Below are 17,895 nucleotides of genomic sequence, written 5' to 3'. Positions count from 1 at the left end.
AAAATCTATTTAGGTTAGAATGAACCAATGAGAAAAAGTCGTCTAAGTCAGCACAAACAAAATAAACTCATTGAGCTATTTGTTGCAGGTGTTACTGCAAGGACAGCAGCAGAGTTAGTCAATGTAAACAAAACGACTGCCGCATATTACTTTCATCGTTTACGCCAACTCATCTATCAAAACAGCCTTCACTTAGAGATGTTTGAAGGTGAAATTGAAGCCGATGAAAGTTATTTTGGCGGTGCTCGCAAAGGCAAACGTGGTCGTGGTGCGGCAGGGAAAATTGCGGTATTCGGGCTTCTCAAGCGCAATGGCAAGGTTTATACCGTTGCGGTTCCAAATACGCAATCTGCCACCTTGTTACCCATTATTCGGGAGCAGGTAAAGCCTGATAGTATTGTTTACACCGATAATTATCGTAGTTATGACGTGCTTGATGTGAGTGAATTTAGTCATTTTCGTATCAATCACAGCACACATTTTGCTGAAAATCATAACCACATTAACGGAATTGAGAATTTTTGGAGCCAAGCAAAACGCCATTTACGCAAATTTAATGGTATCCCAAAAGCGCATTTTGAGCTTTATTTAAAGGAATGTGAATGGCGTTTTAATTACAGCAACATAAAAAGTCAAATTTCTATTTTAAAACAATTGGTTAAAGGGAGTTTAGTCTAGTTATCTAGGACAGCCCCAATTAGAATATAGTCTAACTTTTTGGGGGCAGATCAATCTGCTCCCTTATATTTTATAATCTTATACCATACTGGTGTATTCCATTGTATCTGTTACAGTCCCGAATCTTTAAGCATTCAAAATCTTCTGAATTTCTGCCATACTTAAATGGTATTCGTGCGGACAGCTACGCCAAGCTTCAAGCATTTTGATATATTTATCCCACATTGGCGTTTGTGAATCACAGCCGTGTTCGCATTGCATAAATTCTGGATATTTCCCTTCTGTGGTGGTGATAAAACGTAAGTAATTGAGGTATTTTTTCTCACGCACGGCACAATACCCCGCAAATTGTAAACGGTGTGGCGTTACAGTGGTGGTGTCGCCTAAGTTATTATAAGAAACCTGTAAGGCGTGATACATTTCAAGGGTATCACGCACAGTTTGGCATTCTTGTTCTGAAAGGTTAGAAAATTCTTTGTCTAATTCTTTTAATTCTAAGCCAAAGCCACCTTTAACGACGGTTTCTAAACGTGCATATTGTGCTGCGTTGTTCGGATCTAATAAGCCCATTAATTTATATTGATTGGCAAGAATTAAACGCTGGGTTGAGGTCATTTCCATAGTATTTATTCCTATATTATTTAGTCAATTTCTTTAAGTTCATCTTGGGAAAGCGTTTCACTAACAGTTTGCACTTTTCCGTCATTAATACGATATTCCAAGTTTTGGAAATAGGCTTCGCGGAAAGTAACGTAAGGATCTTGCGATTGTTCTAGGAGTGCCTCTTTATCTAGCATTTTCGCTCGAGCATTAACGCCTTGAATACCCCATTTTAATACCCCCCAAGGTCCTAATAAAGAAAGCATCGGATAGGTGGTATCTACTAAGTTACCGAGATCTTGACGCGGGGTAGCTGGTCCATATAAAGGCAACATTACATAAGACCCCGTACCGACACCGTAAGAACCTAGCGTATCACCAAAACGGCGACTTTCTTCTAATCTAAGCGGTGGGCTTGCACTTGCCCAATCAATCAAACCGCCTAAGCCGAAAACGCTATTGATCCAAAAGCGGTTAAAATGCACCATTGCTTTTTTGAAATCCCCTTGTAATAAGCGGTTTACAAAGCTAGCAGGTTCATCAAGGTTGTTCGCCACATTAGTGATGCCCGTTTTGATAGGCTGTGGCACATATTCTTTCCAGCCTTTGGCAACGGGTTTGAGAAGATAAGGATCGGCAACGTTATAGTTGAAATCCCACATCATACGGTTAAAGCCCTCTAAGGGATCATTACGTTCACCAGTTTTTGGATCGATCGTAGCACAACCCGCAAGGATTGATGAGCCTAAAACCAGCGAGGCGAGTAAATAGGATCTTTTCATTATCGTTTTTCCATTCAAATGATGCACATTGTAAACAACTTATTGAGGAACTACAAAATAAATCAAAGAAAAATAAATCACTTGCATTAGAATGATTATTTATGCAGAATAAATGCATAAATAATCCCTAAAAAACCTTTTTCGAATTTACTTGAATTATTAACCAGAGTCTTTTACACTTAGTCAGTTTAGCTCGATGGCTAGACATACAGGCAAATTTAGCCCTTTGTTAAAAGTAACACAAGCTAAATTGCGGTTAATGAGCATTCGTAAGTGTTCGACCATTACAATTAAGGAGTATTTTATGTCTGATTCAGCGATTTTAGTATTGGCTGACGGCACGGTGTTTCACGGCAGATCTATTGGTGCAAGTGGAACAACCATTGGCGAAGTGGTTTTTAATACCTCAATGACGGGTTATCAAGAAATTTTGACCGATCCTTCCTATTTCCAACAAATTGTTACCCTCACCTATCCCCATATTGGCAACACCGGCACAAATAATGAAGATCAAGAAAGCGATGCGGTATATGCCAGTGGCTTAATCATTCGTGATTTGCCTTTATTACACAGCAACTTCCGTGCCAATCAGAGCCTTGCTGATTACTTAAAAGCGAATAATGTGGTGGCGATTGCAGACATTGATACCCGCCGTTTAACACGAATTTTACGGGATAAAGGGGCAATGGCAGGTTGCATTATGGCGGGTGAAATCGATGAACAACAAGCCCTTACACTGGCACAAAGTTTTGGCTCAATGGCGGGCAAAGATTTAGCTCAAGAAGTCACCTGCCAAACGCCTTATGAATGGTCGCAAGGAGAATGGCAATTAGGCAAAGGGTATCATTCCGAGCTAGAACAGAAATATCATATTGTCGCTTACGATTTCGGCGTGAAGCACAATATTCTACGAATGCTCGCCGAACGAGGCTGTAAAATTACCGTTGTGCCAGCTAAAACCTCAGCAGAAGAAGTGCTAGCCTATCAACCTGACGGCATTTTCTTATCCAATGGCCCAGGCGATCCTGAGCCTTGTTATTATGCCATCAGCAATATTCAAACCTTGCTCAAAACGAAAAAACCGATTTTCGGCATTTGTTTAGGGCATCAATTACTCGGGCTTGCCGTAGGCGGTAAAACGAAAAAAATGCCATTCGGGCATCACGGTGCAAACCACCCCGTGCAAGATTTGGATACGCAAAAAGTGTATATCACCAGCCAAAACCACGGTTTTGAAGTGGACGAACACAGCTTGCCAAAAAATGTGAAAATAACCCACCGCTCTTTATTTGATGATTCCGTGCAAGGCATTGAACTCACCGACCAAGTGGCGTTTTCTTTCCAAGGCCACCCCGAAGCCAGCCCCGGCCCAAATGATGTAGCGTATTTGTTTGATAAGTTTATTAAAAATATAGGTGAAAGCTGTGAATAATAAAAAATATCCTGAACAAATTGAGTTATATAATATATGTATAGAAAATAGAAGGTTTGAAGCGGAGCAAATAACTACACGAAATAATTTTTTCCTAGTATTTCAAGGTATTTTATTCTCAGTTTTTACAACAATGTTTTCTGATGGGAAATCTGTCACCCTAATTTATTATATAATACCAATTATAGGAATTATTATGTCTTTCCTTCAAACAAGAGGTGCTATTGGAGCGAAATATTGGCACGAAGTATGGGAAATGAAATTGTTTGATATAGAAAAGAAGTTAGCGATCGCTAGTGGTCAGAGAGGAGTATTTTCGTCTATAGATAAATATAACGATACATTGAAGCTTGCAAAAGAAAGAGAGAAAAAAGAATTAGAAGAGTTTATTAAAGAAAAACCAGAATTAATTAAAAAAATGCTATGTGGTTTTAAAGGATCTGTGAGTAGCATTCCTATCTATATTGGGATGCTTTGTGGTTTATCTTGGTTATTAATGATTATTATTCTTTTATTTTCCAAAACTGTATATATTTATCGAATCATTCCAATTTAAGTAAAAAGAGACTATAAAAAATGCCAAAACGTACAGACATAAAGACAATATTAATTATCGGTGCAGGCCCGATTGTGATTGGGCAGGCTTGTGAATTTGACTACTCAGGCACACAGGCGTGTAAAGCCTTGCGTGAAGAGGGATATAAATTGGTGCTGGTAAATTCCAACCCAGCCACCATTATGACCGACCCCGATATGGCGGACGTTACCTACATCGAGCCGATCACTTGGCAGACGGTAGAAAAAATCATTGAGAAAGAACGCCCCGATGCCATTTTGCCAACAATGGGCGGGCAAACCGCGTTGAACTGTGCCTTAGATCTTTCCAAAAATGGCGTGCTGAAAAAATACGGCGTGGAGCTGATTGGAGCGAGCGAAGATGCCATTGATAAAGCGGAAGATCGTGGTCGTTTCAAAGAAGCAATGGCGAAAATCGGCTTAAATACACCAAAATCCTTTGTTTGCCATACTTTCGATGAAGCTTGGGCAGCACAAGCCGAAGTGGGCTTTCCGACGCTTATTCGTCCTTCTTTCACAATGGGCGGTTCTGGCGGTGGGATCGCCTATAACCGTGATGAATTTGTCGCCATTTGCGAACGCGGTTTTGATGCCTCGCCAACCCACGAATTACTTATCGAACAATCGGTGCTAGGTTGGAAAGAATACGAAATGGAAGTGGTGCGTGATAAAGCGGATAACTGCATTATCGTTTGCTCCATTGAGAATTTTGACCCAATGGGCGTGCATACAGGCGATTCCATCACCGTTGCGCCAGCGCAAACACTCACCGATAAAGAATATCAAATTATGCGTAACGCCAGCCTTGCGGTATTGCGTGAAATTGGCGTGGATACGGGCGGTTCAAATGTGCAATTTGCCATTAATCCCGCCAATGGCGAAATGATTGTGATTGAAATGAACCCGCGTGTGAGCCGTTCTTCTGCCCTTGCCTCAAAAGCCACAGGCTTCCCGATTGCCAAAGTGGCAGCAAAATTAGCCGTGGGCTATACGCTCAATGAATTGCGTAACGACATCACGGGGGGATTAATCCCTGCCTCTTTTGAACCGTCTATTGATTATGTGGTTACCAAAGTGCCACGCTTTGCCTTTGAAAAATTCCCACAAGCGGACGATCGTTTAACCACGCAAATGAAATCCGTAGGGGAAGTGATGGCAATGGGACGCACTTTCCAAGAAAGCTTGCAAAAAGCCTTGCGTGGCCTGGAAATAGGCATTTGTGGGTTCAATTTGCTGTCTGAAGCACCAGAAAAAATCCGCACCGAGCTTGGCAACCCCGGCCCTAACCGCATTCTTTATGTGGCAGATGCCTTTGGCGCAGGGTTTAGCCTAGAAGAAGTGCATCATTATTCCAAAATCGATCCGTGGTTCTTGGTGCAAATTCAAGATCTTGTGCAGGAAGAACTGGCGCTTGAGCAAAAAACGCTAGAGCAATTGGATTACGCCGAACTACGCCGTTTAAAACGCAAAGGGTTCTCCGATAAACGTATTGCCCAGCTGGTAAAAAGCACGGAAAGTGCGGTGCGAAATTTACGCAAATCTTTCAATCTTCACCCAGTTTATAAGCACGTGGATACTTGTGCGGGCGAATTTAAATCCGACACCGCATACCTTTATTCCACCTATGAAGAAGAATGTGAAGCCAATCCTTCTGATCGTAAAAAAATTATGATCTTAGGTGGTGGGCCGAACCGTATCGGGCAAGGTATTGAGTTTGATTATTGCTGTGTACACGCTGCCCTTGCCTTGCGTGAAAGCGGCTTTGAAACCATTATGGTGAACTGTAACCCTGAAACGGTTTCTACCGATTTTGACACCTCAGACCGCCTTTATTTTGAGCCGCTCACCCTTGAAGATGTGTTAGAAATCATTCACGTTGAACAGCCTTATGGCGTGATCGTGCATTATGGCGGTCAAACCCCATTAAAACTTGCCAATGCCTTGGCGGAAAATGGCGTAAATATTATCGGCACGTCCGCAGACAGCATTGACGCTGCCGAAGATCGCGAACGCTTCCAACAAATTCTGCAACAACTCGGCTTAAAACAGCCGAATAACCGCACGGCACGCAATGCCATTGAAGCGGTGCAATTAGCGGAAGAAGTGGGCTATCCGCTGGTGGTACGCCCTTCCTATGTGCTAGGCGGACGAGCAATGCAAATCGTGTATAACGTGGACGAACTGAACAAATATATGCGTGAAGCGGTGCAGGTTTCCGAAGACAGCCCAATTTTGCTTGATCACTTCTTAAACAACGCCATTGAAGTGGACGTAGATTGCATTTGCGATGGCGAGCAAGTGGTGATTGGTGGCATTATGCAGCATATTGAACAAGCTGGGATTCACAGTGGTGATAGCGCTTGCTCGCTTCCGCCTTATTCCTTAAGCACAGAAATTCAAGATGAAATTCGCCGTCAAACAGTGGCAATGGCAAAAGCCTTGAACGTAGTGGGCTTGATGAATGTGCAATTTGCCGTGCAAGATGGCGTGATTTATGTGTTAGAAGTGAACCCGCGCGCCAGCCGTACTGTGCCGTTTGTGAGCAAAGCCACAGGGCGACCGTTAGCCAAAATCGCCGCACGTGTAATGGCAGGGATAAGCTTACAAAAACAGCAAATTCAAGGCGAAATCCAACCGCACTTTTATGCGGTGAAAGAAGCCGTGTTCCCATTCATTAAATTCCCAGGCGTGGACACCATTTTAGGGCCTGAAATGCGTTCCACAGGGGAAGTGATGGGCGTGGGGCAAACCTTTGCAGAAGCCTTTATCAAAGCTCAACTAGGGGCAGGCGAACGCATTGCGAAAACCGGCAAAGTATTCCTTTCCGTGGATGACAAAGACAAAGCCCGCTTGCTGCCTATCGCCCAACGCTTGCAAGAACAAGGCTACGGCTTATGTGCCACCATCGGCACAGCAAAATTTTTACGCGAAAACGGTGTATTCGCCCAAATCGTCAATAAAGTGCGTGAAGGCCGCCCGCATATCGTGGACGCGATCAAAAACAGCGAAATTGCGATGGTGATTAATACCGTCGGCAGCCTGCCGGAAAGCGTGGAAGATAGCCATTCCATTCGCCACAGTGCATTGCAACAAAAAGTCTTTATCCAAACCACCCTCGCGGCGGCAGAAGCCTTAGTTGAGAGTGTGAAAAATTTAGATGATTATGCTGTTTACCCACTGCAGTCGCTAAAACGTTAATTAGAGAAATTACCCTTCTATTTCGTTGTAGGGGTTATCTCTTAGATCGCCCATTGTTTGAATAAACAATGGGCTTCTTCCCACCATCAAACTATAGTCATTTGATTTCAAAATAAACCTGCACAAATCCACCTTATCTTATTACTTACACTATCTTCAATTCGTTATCTCAAATTACTTTCAATTTGAAATATTATATAAACAAATTATCTTATTATTTGACAATATCCAATCAAATTTGTATTTTTATATAGAAAATTCAAAGCAAACACAACATTAATTATACTAACCATCATACAGGAGAACTTTATGAAACTCATCAGTGCCATTATTCAACCTTTTAGGCTAGAGGACGTGAAAGGAGCCTTAACCGCCATTGGCATTCGTGGCATTACCGTCAGCGAAGTGCGGGGCTTTGGGCGGCAAAAAGGGCATACTGAAATTTATCGTGGGAGTGAATATCAGGTGGATTTTATCCCGAAAATTCAAATTGATATTGCCCTTGCCGATGATCTAGTTGAACCCGCAATCGATGCTATCCTTGATGCCGCTTAAAGCGGAAAAGTGGACGACGGCAAAATTTTTGTGCTTCCTTTGGAGCAAGTGGTGCGTATTCGTACCAAAGAAACCGGTGAGCAAGCCCTATAACATAGAAAACGAATTGAGGAATCGCAAAATGAAAAAATTCAGTGGGTTATTAACCCTTTTATGCTTCCCCCTGACATCGCACGCGGCCTTATCAGACTGGGTGCAACCTTTCTCAGTCATTAGTGCGGGGGATACCGCTTGGGTAATGTTATCCGCCATTTTAGTTCTGTTTATGACAATCCCTGGGCTAGCCCTGTTTTATGCGGGAATGGTTCGCAAGAAAAATATTTTATCCGTAATGGTGCAAAGTTTTGCCGCTTGTAGCCTCATTGCCGTCATTTGGTTTGTGTGCGGGTATAGCCTTGCATTCACACCTAACAACACCTTTATTGGCGGGCTAGATCGTCTATTTTTACACGGCTTAAACGTGTTCACCGCACAAGAACAACTCACGGTTTATCCTGGTGCAAGCACCATTCCTGAATCCGTGTTTATGCTCTTCCAAATGGCATTCGCTATCATCGCAGGGGCGATTATGACGGGTGCATTCGCTGAGCGTATGAAATTTAGTGCGGTGTTAATTTTCGTTGGATTATGGACATTACTCGTTTATGTACCGACCGCTCACTGGGTTTGGGGCATTGGCGGTTGGCTTGCGGAAGACGGCGTGTTAGATTACGCGGGTGGCACGGTCATTCACATTAATGCGGGCGTTGCGGGGCTATGCGCTGCGATGTTCATCGGCAAACGTATCGGCTATGGCAAAGACGCAATGCCACCCTATAACCTCACCCTCACTCTGATTGGCTGTGCGATGTTATGGATTGGCTGGTTCGGCTTCAACGCAGGATCTGCCCTCGCAGCCGACAGTCGTGCGGGAATGGCAATGGTAACCACACAAATTTCTGCCGCTGTTGGTGCATTAGCGTGGATTTTATGTGAAGCTTGCTATCGCCACAAACCGTCCGCCTTAGGCTTGGCTTCGGGGGCTGTGGCGGGGTTAGTGGGTATCACCCCTGCGGCAGGCTTTGTTGATGCACAAAGTGCGGTTTTCATTGGCTTTATCACCAGTGTGATCTGCTTCTTCTCCGTAACCAAACTCAAATACAAATTAGGCTACGATGATTCCTTAGACGCCTTTGGAATCCACGGTATTGGTGGAATTGTGGGAGCCGTTTTAACTGGCATTTTCGTTTCCGCCGACATTACGGGCAGCGAAGGGGCAAGCCTTTGGATACAAATTGAAAGCGTCCTTATCACTCTCGTTTATAGCAGTGCGGTTTCGTTCGCTTTATTATGGGGAATGAGCAAATTTATGACACTTCGCGTAGAGAGAGATGAAGAACGTCAAGGTTTAGATCTCACTTCACACGGCGAACGTTTGGAATAATTTCTCACTCAATCAGGGCAATTCGCCCTGATTTTTCAAATGTAAAGTGCGGTATTTTTTAATATTGTTTTTAGCTCTAAAATCAGCTCTCCCTTATACATTACCTGATCTTATTTTAAACTTAAGCTATCATTATTTTTTACATTGAGTACTTGATAAAAAACCTGCTGAATATTTTGCAACATTGCATAACGTTTACGATACATCGATCGCTTATTACTCGACACGGTTTCTAAATCTTTCATTTCAATACCTATTGGAAGTTGCCAATATTCTTTTAAAACGCCTCCACTTTCTTTAAAAATCACATCGTAATCTACTATATATCTAGAAGCCCGAACAAAACGAGATTTATTTTGATACTTCTGTGGTATTCCCAACAAACGCTTATAGTCTAAAACTTGAGTAAAAATCTTCATCACTTCAACCATTAAATAAGCAGGCCTTAACCCATAACACTGCTTTGTTAATTGTTTTACGATATCTTTTGAACCTTCACAATTTGGTCCCTGCACAACAGCAATAAGTAAGGCGTCTTCCACTTTACCAAAGGTCAATAAATAGATAAGTTCATTTGTTGGTTTATGAATAAGCTCAAACGTCCAATAACCTTCCATTGGTTGATGGGTCGTTAAAGTGAGAATAAGCTCAAAATCTGGAATAACTTCTCCAAAAGAAATGGGACGTTCCCACAATGGAGCGATACCTAATTTTGCAAGTTCAATAGGTAAAAATTGCAAATTATCACAAACCGCCGTAAATCGTTGTTTACGAGTAAAGCGTTTATCTAAAAAACGATGTGCAATAGGATAGCTCCAATCAGCTCGAGATTCTAATAGATTAATTAACCAAGGTTGCTGATTTACGAAATGTTCAAATTTCTTGATATAGCTAAAATGTAACCAACTTCGCAAACGATAACGTAAACGTTTTAACCGATAAGACTTGTTATTACGATCTGGATAAAGTAAGACTGGCTTTGGCCATTGATAATAAGGTGTTGTCATAATCTTATTCTATTAGAAAACAGGAGAGTTAATTTTCCCATAAAATCAGAAAGTTGAGTATGTTTTTTCATAGTATTTTAGGAACTGTATCAAATTTCCTCAACAAAGGGGCTTTTATATGTTCTTTTAATACTAAATTTAACCATAATCTCCCATAAACTTCATCATCTACAGCTTATCATCACGGCTTAAAGTGGTAATAAAGAAAGTGGTAAGGTATGATAACGGGAATGAATGATATGGAAAAATAAGATCACTATCATAGGGAATGAGAAGCGATGTTTATTTTCTCGTTTAAAATTTGTGATTAAATTAATTTTTTAACCGCACTCTATTTTTTCTTTAACTTTACAAAAGTTTGACTTACTCAGAGGCTTGTATGCAATACTCATTAGCACAAACAGAACAGGGTGAAACCTTAGGATTAACTGCCAAAATGGCAAACCGTCACGGCTTGATCGCGGGGGCAACAGGGACGGGGAAAACCGTTACTTTACGCAAAATGGCAGAGGCATTCAGTGATGACGGCGTACCCGTTTTTTTGGTGGACGTGAAAGGGGATTTGTCGGGATTAGTCAAAGCAGGCGAGTTTCAGGGCAAAGTCGCTGAGCGTATCAAACAATTTCATTTGGGTGATGAAAGCTATTTGCAGGGCTATCCCGTGTCTTTTTGGGACGTGTTCGGCGAAACGGGAATCCCACTACGAACCACCATTTCGGAAATGGGGCCGTTACTGCTTTCCCGTTTGCTCAATTTGAATGCCACCCAAGAGGGCTTGCTCAATTTGGTGTTCCGCGTAGCCGATGATAAAGGGCTTTTGCTGATTGACTTAAAAGATCTGCGTGCGATGCTGAAATATGTGGCAGAAAATGCCAAAACATTCCAATTAGAGTACGGTAATGTTTCCGCCGCCAGCGTGGGTGCAATTCAGCGCGCCTTGCTCACCTTAGAAAATGAGGGAGCGGCAAAGCTTTTTGGTGAGCCCGCGTTAAATCTTGAGGATTGGCTACAAACTCGCGATGGGCGTGGAGTGATCAATGTGCTAAATTCAGAAAAATTGATCAACTCGCCACGAATGTACAGTGCGTTTTTGCTGTGGTTAATGGCGGAATTGTTTGAACAACTGCCTGAAGTGGGCGATCCAGACAAACCAAAATTTGTGATGTTCTTTGACGAAGCCCATTTATTATTTGACGGTGCCCCGGCGGTGCTGGTGGATAAAGTGGAGCAAGTGGTTCGCCTGATTCGCTCCAAAGGCGTGGGGATCTATTTCGTTACGCAAAATCCATTAGATTTGCCCGATACCGTTTTAGGACAGCTCGGTAACCGCGTACAACACGCCTTGCGTGCTTTTACGCCACGGGATCAAAAAGCGGTGAAATCGGCGGCGGAAACCTTCCACTCAAACCCGAAAGTCAATGTAGTGGAAAGCATTTCCTCGTTGGGTGTGGGGCAGGCTTTGGTATCTTTCCTTGATGAAAAAGGAATGCCAACACCAGTGGAAATCGCCTATATTTACCCGCCGAAAAGCCAACTGAAACCGATTTCTCTTGAGCAACGTGAGCAATGGGTAAAAGACGATGATCTTTACACTTACTACAATAATTATGTGGACAACATTTCCGCCTTTGAAATGTTGCAAGAACAAGCGGATCTTGCCGCCGTCGCTCAAAAGCAAGCGGAACAAGCCCAACAGGAAGAGGATAACGGCATTATGGGCAGCCTCAGCCGAATGTTATTTGGTAAGAAAAAACGCGGCGAACAGCTCAGCGTTACCGAACAAGTGGTGAGCAGTGTGGCAAAATCCGTCGGGCGTAATATCCGCAACCAAATCACCAAACAAATTATGCGAGGGATTATGGGGGCGTTGAAGAAATAATTTAACTAGATATTTTAAAAAGTGCGGTGTTTTTTTATTGAAAAAATGATCTGCCCCCAAAAAGTTAGACTATATTCTAATTTCATTCAAGGACTGAGTTCTGTATTCCACAGGGCTTAGTCCTTTGAGCTTCACTTGAATACGCTCATTGTTGTAGTAATGAATGTACTCGTGAATCACTTTTTCAAGCTGTTCAAAGGTTTCAAACCGCTTGCCAAAGTAACATTCCGTCTTCAATCGCCCGAAAAAGCTTTCCATCGCACCATTATCAAGGCAATTGCCTTTTCTCGACATACTTTGCGTAATACCGTGTTTTTTCAATATCTCCCGATAACCCATCATTTGATACTGCCACCCTTGGTCGGAATGCAGTATCGGTTTTTCCCCCGCTAATCGGTTCACCGCCTGGGTCAGCATTCTGGTTATCTGCTCAAAACTCGGACTTCTCGCCACATCATAAGCAATAATTTCGTTATTAAACAAGTCTTTAATCGGCGATAAATACACTTTGCCTTCCGCACATTTGAACTCGGTGATATCCGTTACCCACTTCTCATTCGGCATCGTTGCCGTAAAATCCCGTTGCAACAGATTATCGGCAATGTGTCCCACTTTGCCTTGGTAAGAACGATATTTTTTCTGCTTACTTTTTCCTTTTAACCCCAAACGTTGCATTATCGCTTGCCCCCTTTTGTGGTTGATAATCAAGTATTTCCTTAATTCCAAGGTAATTCGACGATAACCATAATTTTCGTCATTTTTGCGATAAATTTCCTCTATTTTCTGTGAAATCGCTACATTTTTATCCGACTTTGGCTTGAGATGATAAAAGAACGAACTGCGTGCCAATCCGATTAGCCTGAGTAACAATTCCAACGGGAAACGCAAGCGTAAGGCATTTACGATGACGGCTTTTTCTGCATTTTTTGTTGGTTGAGTTCCTGCAACTTTTTTAGCATTGCATTCTCCGCTTCTAATTCCAAAATTCGGTAACGCAAGCGTTCTTCTTCTGTTTTGGGCGTTGGTGGCATTTTAGGTGAGTTGAGTTTCATACTTGGACGACCTTTAGGTTTGAGTAATAACCCATCTATACCTTGTTTTTCAAAGCGTTGCAACCATTGACTAATTATCCCTGAACTGGGGATATCAAAGCGAAAGCAGGCGGCTTCAGCGGAGCACTGGCCTTTTTTGATAGCTTGAATAACCTTTAATTTAAACTCAACAGAATAACATCGTTTTTTACCTAACACAGCTAATCCATTGATTCCATTATGATTAAATTTCGCAATCCAACGTGCTAACGTGCTTTGGGGAAGCTGAAAATACTGGCGAGTAAGCGAACGGTTTTTTCCATTTTGATGATAAAAGTCGAGCACTTGTTGTTTGAAACGTTGAGTATATTTAGTCATAAAAAATCTGCACCTTAATCAGTTGGTTATTTAGTCCAACTTTTGGGGTGCAGATCACACGATGTTTCGGGCTTTTATTTACTTGTTAGCGATTATTCTGCATCTTCTGCCATATTTAACATTTCAGCAAGACTTGCGGTTGCGTCGTCTGCGGTGAATGTAAATTCTGAAGCAATTTCTTCATCAGAAATCGTTGATGCTTTGGTTAATTGCTCAGGTTCAACGATGCCTGCGGCACGGTTTTTTTGGCGTTGTTGGTGATACGCGAAACCTGTACCTGCTGGGATCAAGCGACCTACGATGACGTTCTCTTTCAAGCCACGTAATTCATCGCGTTTTCCTGCCACCGCAGCTTCGGTAAGCACACGAGTGGTTTCTTGGAACGATGCGGCGGAAATAAAGGATTCCGTTGCCAATGAGGCTTTGGTGATACCCAATAATTCACGCTCAAATTCCACCAATGGTTTTCCTTCCGCTTCGCGTTTTTGGTTAACCATTTTCACACGTGCCACTTCCACTTGCTCACCCTCTAAGAATTCAGAGTCATAAGCGTTGGTGATGATAGCTTTACGCAACATTTGGCGTACGATAACTTCGATATGTTTATCGTTAATTTTTACCCCTTGTAAGCGGTAAACTTCTTGCACTTCGTTTACGATGTAATCGGTGACGGCGTGCACGCCACGTAAGCGTAAAATATCGTGTGGGGTTTCTGCACCATCAGAAATCAGATCACCACGTTGTACCATTTCCCCTTCAAATACGTTGAGCTGACGCCATTTTGGAATCATTTCTTCGTACACTTCGCCCTCTGTTGGGGTGATGAGTAAGCGGCGTTTACCTTTGGTTTCTTTACCGAAAGACACAATACCTGAGATTTCCGCAAGGATTGCTGGCTCTTTCGGTTTGCGAGCTTCAAAGAGATCCGCTACGCGTGGAAGACCCCCAGTAATATCTTTAGTTCCTGCCGATTCTTGCGGAATACGTGCTAAAGAATCCCCAACGTGAACTTCTGCACCGTCTTCAAGGGTAACGATAGCTTTACCCAGTAAGAAATATTGTGCAATCACATCAGTACCGGGAATCAGAATGTCATTCCCTTGTGCATCAACCAATTTAATTGATGGACGTAGATCTTTACCTGCGGTTGCACGTTCACCCACATCTTGAACAACGATGGAAGAAAGCCCCGTTAATTCGTCAGTTTGACGCGTTACCGTTAAGCCATCAACAATGTCCACAAATTTCACGAAACCTGATACTTCAGAAACCACTGGCATTGTATGTGGATCCCAGTTTGCTACGGTTTCGCCTGCATTCACTTCGTCGCCATCGGCTTTATTTAGCACCGCACCATATGGCACTTTATAATGCTCTTTGGTACGTCCGAATGCATCAATAATAGTTAATTCGGTGTTACGCGACGTTAAGACCAATTTGCCTTCTTTGTTCGTTACGAATTTCACGTTGGCTAAACGTAAAGTACCGTTGTTTTTAACTTGAACGCTAGATTCTTTTGCTGCCGCCGATGCCGCACCACCGATATGGAATGTACGCATCGTGAGCTGTGTACCCGGTTCACCGATAGATTGTGCGGCGATAACCCCCACGGCTTCACCTTGATTGATAAGGTGTCCACGTGCAAGATCGCGTCCGTAACATTTCGCACACACCCCGAAGTTCGTATCACAGGTTACCACTGAACGCACTTTGATACTATCCACTGAGTTTTCATCGATCAGATCACACAATTTTTCATCTAATAGGGTGTTACGCGGGATAAGCACTTCGTCTGTACCTGGTTTTAAGATGTCTTCTGCCGCCACACGACCTAATACGCGATCACGCAGAGGTTCTTTTACATCTCCCCCTTCGATTAATGGGGTCATTACGATCCCTTCGTAAGTGCCACAGTCATCTTCAATGATGACTAAATCTTGTGCCACATCAACCAAACGACGGGTTAAGTAACCTGAGTTCGCTGTTTTCAATGCGGTATCCGCCAAACCTTTACGTGCACCGTGGGTTGAAATAAAGTATTGAAGTACGTTTAGACCTTCACGGAAGTTCGCGGTAATTGGCGTTTCGATGATTGAGCCGTCTGGACGAGCCATCAAACCACGCATACCTGCAAGCTGACGAATCTGAGCCGCAGAACCACGCGCCCCTGAGTCAGCCATCATAAAGATGCTGTTAAATGAAGCTTGTTTTTCTAACTCCCCTTCACGGTTCATTACTTCTTCTTGTGAAAGGTTTTCCATCATCGCTTTGGCAACGCGTTCATTCGCTGCTGCCCAAATATCGATCACTTTGTTGTAACGCTCACCCGCCGTTACCAAACCTGATTGGAACTGTTCTTGGATTTCAGCCACTTCTTGCTCTGCCGCAGAAATAATTTCATATTTCTTCGCTGGGATCACCATATCATCAATCCCTACTGATGAACCAGAACGTGCAGCGTAAGCAAAACCGGTGTACATAATTTGGTCAGCAAACAATACGCTCGCTTTCAATCCTAAACGGCGATAGCTTTCGTTAATTAATTTTGAAATCGCTTTTTTGCCTAAGGTTTGGTTGAACAAGCTAAATGGCATACCTTTTGGTGCGATCAGCCATAAAATGGCACGTCCGATTGTGGTATCCACAAGCGTGGTTTGTGGCACAAATTCGTTAGACGCATCTTTCACATATTCGGTAATACGCACTTTCACACGAGCGTGAAGCTCGGCTTGTCCAGTACGATAAGCTTTTTCCGCCTCGCGTGGATCTTGCAATAACATTCCTTCGCCTTTCGCGTTCACTTTGTCGCGGGTCATATAATAAAGACCTAATACCACGTCCTGTGATGGTACGATAATCGGCTCACCATTTGCTGGTGAAAGAATGTTGTTGGTTGACATCATTAAGGCACGCGCTTCAAGCTGTGCTTCAAGGGTTAATGGCACGTGAACCGCCATTTGGTCACCATCGAAGTCCGCGTTGAACGCCGCACACACTAATGGGTGTAATTGAATCGCTTTACCTTCAATTAAGATCGGCTCAAAGGCTTGAATACCCAAACGGTGCAAGGTTGGCGCACGGTTCAATAGGATTGGGTGTTCACGAATTACTTCTGCCAAAATATCCCATACAATTGCGTCTTCACGCTCAACCATTTTCTTCGCTGCTTTGATTGTAGTTGCAAAGCCACGGCTTTCTAATTTGGCATAAATAAATGGACGGAATAATTCCAACGCCATTTTTTTCGGTAAACCACATTGATGTAGATGTAAGTATGGCCCTACGGTGATTACAGAACGGCCTGAGTAATCTACACGTTTACCCAATAAGTTTTGACGGAAACGACCTTGTTTACCTTTGATCATATCCGCAAGTGATTTCAATGGACGGCGGTTAGAACCGGTAATTGCACGACCACGGCGACCATTATCTAATAACGCATCAACAGATTCTTGTAACATACGTTTTTCGTTACGCACGATAATATCTGGCGCGATCAAGTCTAATAAGCGTTTTAAACGGTTATTACGGTTGATCACTCGGCGATATAAATCGTTCAAATCTGAAGTGGCAAAACGTCCGCCATCAAGTGGAACTAATGGACGTAAATCTGGTGGCAACACTGGCAATACAGTCATCACCATCCATTCAGGTTTATTGCCTGATTGAATGAAAGATTCTAATAATTTTAAGCGTTTAGTGATTTTTTTGCGTTTAGTTTCTGAATTGGTTTCTTGCAACTCTTCACGCAAGGTTTCACATTCCACTTCTAGATCCATATCACGCAATAACGCTTGGATCGCTTCTGCACCCATTTTAGCTTCAAATTCATCGCCCCAACGGTCTTCTGCGTCCATATATTGTTCTTCCGTTAATAATTGACCTTTTTCAAGATCAGTCATTCCCGGCTCAGTAACAATGTAAGATTCAAAATAAAGTACACGTTCAATATCACGCAACGGCATATCTAATAATAAGCCGATACGGGACGGTAAAGATTTTAAGAACCAGATATGAGCAACAGGTGAAGCAAGCTCAATATGACCCATACGTTCACGGCGAACTTTTGCTTGTGTCACTTCTACGCCACATTTTTCACAGATTACACCACGGTGTTTTAAGCGTTTATATTTTCCGCATAAACATTCGTAGTCTTTCACTGGCCCGAAAATACGCGCACAGAAAAGCCCGTCACGCTCTGGTTTAAAGGTACGGTAGTTGATGGTTTCAGGTTTCTTAACTTCACCAAATGACCAAGAACGGATCATATCCGGTGAGGCTAAACCAATTTTGATCACATCAAAATCTTCGCTGGATTTAGATTGTGCTTTTAAAAACTTAACTAAGTCTTTCACA

General features: G+C 42.8%; 11 protein-coding genes and 1 pseudogene. 7 read left to right on the top strand and 5 right to left on the bottom strand.

All coding sequences use genetic code 11. The annotated features are described in order from the left end of the window. Positions 1–27 precede the first annotated feature (27 nt). A complete protein-coding gene (locus tag DXZ23_RS03770; RefSeq protein ID WP_017805306.1) occupies positions 28–678 on the top strand; it encodes an IS1595-like element ISHpa1 family transposase in 651 nt (216 codons plus the stop codon). Positions 679–804: 126 nt separating this feature from the next. Here the strand turns inward: DXZ23_RS03770 and DXZ23_RS03765 are convergent, their stop codons facing one another. After that, positions 805–1,299 carry a YfbU family protein gene (locus DXZ23_RS03765; protein ID WP_017805413.1) on the bottom strand — a complete coding sequence of 165 codons (495 nt, stop codon included), beginning with the start codon at positions 1,297–1,299 and terminating at the stop codon, positions 805–807. A 20-nt stretch (positions 1,300–1,319) separates the two neighbouring features. Then, positions 1,320–2,060, bottom strand: coding sequence for an MlaA family lipoprotein (locus DXZ23_RS03760; protein ID WP_017805414.1), 741 nt, complete (start codon positions 2,058–2,060; stop codon positions 1,320–1,322). Positions 2,061–2,364: 304 nt separating this feature from the next. On the opposite strand from DXZ23_RS03760, the gene carA reads away from it, so the two are divergent. The 5 genes and pseudogenes from carA (at position 2,365) to DXZ23_RS03735 (ending at position 9,244) form a co-directional block, all read left to right on the top strand. After that, positions 2,365–3,492, top strand: coding sequence for a glutamine-hydrolyzing carbamoyl-phosphate synthase small subunit (carA, locus tag DXZ23_RS03755; protein ID WP_017805415.1), 1,128 nt, complete (start codon positions 2,365–2,367; stop codon positions 3,490–3,492). Then, complete coding sequence (locus DXZ23_RS03750) at positions 3,485–4,048, top strand: RipA family octameric membrane protein (protein ID WP_017805416.1); 564 nt, start codon at positions 3,485–3,487, stop codon at positions 4,046–4,048. The genes carA and DXZ23_RS03750 overlap by 8 nt, the downstream gene beginning before the upstream one ends. Before the next feature lie 20 nt (positions 4,049–4,068). Continuing rightward, a complete protein-coding gene (gene carB / locus DXZ23_RS03745; protein WP_017805417.1) occupies positions 4,069–7,266 on the top strand; it encodes a carbamoyl-phosphate synthase large subunit in 3,198 nt (1,065 codons plus the stop codon). Between the two features lie 309 nt (positions 7,267–7,575). After that, positions 7,576–7,914: pseudogene (locus DXZ23_RS03740) on the top strand (P-II family nitrogen regulator). Between the two features lie 28 nt (positions 7,915–7,942). Next, positions 7,943–9,244, top strand: coding sequence for an ammonium transporter (locus DXZ23_RS03735; RefSeq protein WP_017805419.1), 1,302 nt, complete (start codon positions 7,943–7,945; stop codon positions 9,242–9,244). 110 nt (positions 9,245–9,354) lie between these two features. Here DXZ23_RS03735 and DXZ23_RS03730 read toward each other — a convergent pair whose 3' ends face one another. Next, complete coding sequence (locus tag DXZ23_RS03730; protein ID WP_017805420.1) at positions 9,355–10,251, bottom strand: VirK/YbjX family protein; 897 nt, start codon at positions 10,249–10,251, stop codon at positions 9,355–9,357. A gap of 379 nt (positions 10,252–10,630) precedes the next feature. Between DXZ23_RS03730 and DXZ23_RS03725 the strand changes: the two genes are divergently transcribed. After that, complete coding sequence (locus tag DXZ23_RS03725; protein WP_103846739.1) at positions 10,631–12,130, top strand: helicase HerA-like C-terminal domain-containing protein; 1,500 nt, start codon at positions 10,631–10,633, stop codon at positions 12,128–12,130. A gap of 69 nt (positions 12,131–12,199) precedes the next feature. Here DXZ23_RS03725 and DXZ23_RS03720 read toward each other — a convergent pair. Together DXZ23_RS03720 and rpoC are read right to left on the bottom strand one after the other, a co-directional pair. Next, a protein-coding gene (locus DXZ23_RS03720; protein WP_114995411.1) for an IS3 family transposase occupies positions 12,200–13,539 on the bottom strand; the annotation gives its coding sequence in 2 pieces (ribosomal slippage) (positions 12,200–13,089 and positions 13,089–13,539; 1,341 coding nt in all). 92 nt (positions 13,540–13,631) lie between these two features. Next, on the bottom strand, positions 13,632–17,894 hold the full coding sequence (gene rpoC, locus DXZ23_RS03715) for a DNA-directed RNA polymerase subunit beta' (protein ID WP_017805423.1): 4,263 nt from the start codon (positions 17,892–17,894) through the stop codon (positions 13,632–13,634). Between the last annotated feature and the right edge of the window lies 1 nt (position 17,895).

This window comes from Avibacterium paragallinarum, assembly GCF_900450705.1.
Lineage (GTDB): Bacteria > Pseudomonadota > Gammaproteobacteria > Enterobacterales > Pasteurellaceae > Avibacterium > Avibacterium paragallinarum.
The sequence above is the reverse complement of the archived record's forward strand: the minus strand, read 5'-3'. Positions and strand labels throughout refer to the sequence as shown.

Bases quoted from the DNA above. Each gene is read 5' to 3' on its own strand.
- carB (WP_017805417.1), top strand. From the start codon at position 4,069: ATGCCAAAACGTACAGACATAAAGACAATATTAATTATCGGTGCAGGC.
- DXZ23_RS03735 (WP_017805419.1), top strand. From the start codon at position 7,943: ATGAAAAAATTCAGTGGGTTATTAACCCTTTTATGCTTCCCCCTGACA.
- DXZ23_RS03730 (WP_017805420.1), bottom strand. From the start codon at position 10,251: ATGACAACACCTTATTATCAATGGCCAAAGCCAGTCTTACTTTATCCA.
- DXZ23_RS03770 (WP_017805306.1), top strand. From the start codon at position 28: ATGAGAAAAAGTCGTCTAAGTCAGCACAAACAAAATAAACTCATTGAG.
- carA (WP_017805415.1), top strand. From the start codon at position 2,365: ATGTCTGATTCAGCGATTTTAGTATTGGCTGACGGCACGGTGTTTCAC.
- DXZ23_RS03725 (WP_103846739.1), top strand. From the start codon at position 10,631: ATGCAATACTCATTAGCACAAACAGAACAGGGTGAAACCTTAGGATTA.
- DXZ23_RS03760 (WP_017805414.1), bottom strand. From the start codon at position 2,060: ATGAAAAGATCCTATTTACTCGCCTCGCTGGTTTTAGGCTCATCAATC.
- DXZ23_RS03765 (WP_017805413.1), bottom strand. From the start codon at position 1,299: ATGGAAATGACCTCAACCCAGCGTTTAATTCTTGCCAATCAATATAAA.